The sequence below is a fragment of the Streptomyces sp. NRRL B-24572 genome, from assembly GCF_002156145.1.
GTDB classification, from domain to species: Bacteria; Actinomycetota; Actinomycetes; order Streptomycetales; family Streptomycetaceae; genus Streptomyces; species Streptomyces vietnamensis.
Genome location: NZ_MWIG01000895.1, coordinates 1 through 1,504, shown reverse-complemented (window position 1 = coordinate 1,504; position 1,504 = coordinate 1). Strand labels below are relative to the sequence as shown.

Annotated in this window: 2 protein-coding genes; one reads left to right on the top strand and one right to left on the bottom strand. The window is 69.7% G+C overall.

Annotated elements, in window-relative coordinates; translation table 11 throughout:
* Window positions 1–236, top strand: a 236-nt coding sequence (locus CCN56_RS37875) for an acyl-CoA dehydrogenase family protein (protein WP_256962380.1), incomplete at its 5' end; no start/stop codon positions are given.
* Here CCN56_RS37875 and CCN56_RS37870 read toward each other — a convergent pair.
* Window positions 237–1,445 carry an acyl-CoA dehydrogenase family protein gene (locus CCN56_RS37870; protein WP_086832213.1) on the bottom strand — a complete coding sequence of 403 codons (1,209 nt, stop codon included), beginning with the start codon at window positions 1,443–1,445 and terminating at the stop codon, window positions 237–239. It lies immediately after the preceding gene.
* Between the last annotated feature and the right edge of the window lie 59 nt (window positions 1,446–1,504).

Sequence of the window (1,504 nt, the reverse complement as noted above, 5' to 3'; positions counted from 1 at the left end):
CCCGGCTGATGACCGCCCGGCTGGCCGCGTACCACGCCGTGCACCTGCTCGACCAGGGCCTCTCCTGCGACACCGAGCTGATGAACGCCAAGCTCGTCAACGTCGAGTCGGCGATCGACTCCGGTCGCAACGCGATGGAGATCCACGCCGCCGCCGGCCTCTTCACGGACCGGGCCATCGAGCGGTACCTCCGTGACGCGCACCACATCTTCGCCCCGGCCCGTGGGGGTGGGTGATCAGGCGTGCACCGGCTCCGGCGCCGGCGTGCGGACCAGCTCGGACAGCCGCTCCGACCAGCTGCCCTTGTCCTGGCCGAGCGCGACCTCGGCCAGCCGCAGGAGCTGGATGTCGGAGGTGCCGGCCGGGGCGAAGATGTGGTGCGCGTCACGGAGGTACCGCTCGATGGCCCGGTCCGTGAAGAGGCCGGCGGCGGCGTGGATCTCCATCGCGTTGCGACCGGAGTCGATCGCCGACTCGACGTTGACGAGCTTGGCGTTCATCAGCTCGGTGTCGCAGGAGAGGCCCTGGTCGAGCAGGTGCACGGCGTGGTACGCGGCCAGCCGGGCGGTCATCAGCCGGGACTGCATCTGCCCCAGCTTCAGCTTGACCGTGGGCAGGTCGTGGAGCGGCTTGCCGTAGCGGATGCGCTCGGAGGCGAACCGCGTGGTCTCCTCCAGGATCGCCTGGTGGATGCCGAGCGAGACGGCGGTGAGGTTGGCCCGGCCGTACAGCACGCTGGAGGAGTACGCGACGGCGAGGCCGTCGCCCTCGTCGCCGAGCCGGTTGGCGGCCGGCACACGGCAGTTCTCGAAGATCAGCTCGCCGAAGCTGAAGCCGTGGAGGCCCATGGCCGGCTGCTGCGGACCGGTCCTGAACCCCGGGCGATCGGATTCGACCAGGAAGGCGGTGAGTCCCTTCGATCCCGGACCGGTCCTGACCACGACGCCGTGCAGATCGCCGACGTGGCTGTTGCCGACGTAGACCTTGCTGCCGTTGAGGATGTAGTCGTCGCCGTCCCGGACCGCGCTGGCGCTCATGCCGAGGACATGGCCGCCGGACTCGGGCTCGGTGACCGCGATGGTCGGCAGGCAGGCGCCGGCGGCGATCTCCGGAAGCCAGGTCTTGCGCTGCTCGTCGCTGCCGAAGTGGACGATCTTGGCGGTGCCCAGCTGGGAGGCCTGGACCATGGCGCCCATGGCGCCGCTGACCCGGGAGAGCTCCTCGATGATGATCGTCTTGGCCAGGTGGCCGGCGCCCATGCCGCCGTACTCCTGGCTGATAGTCGCACCCAGCCAGCCCTGCTCGGCGATCATGCGGGAGAGCTCGTGGTGGACGGTCCGGGAGGCCTCCATCTCGGCTATCCGAGGCCGAACCTCACGCTCCGCGAAGTCGCGGACCGTCTCCCTGAGCTCATGATGCAGTCGGCTGCTGAAGTAGCTGTCCATCCGAGTCCTCCCCTGCGAAACGCCTGCTCGGCGGGTTGTCCGAGCAGGCGTTTCGCAGG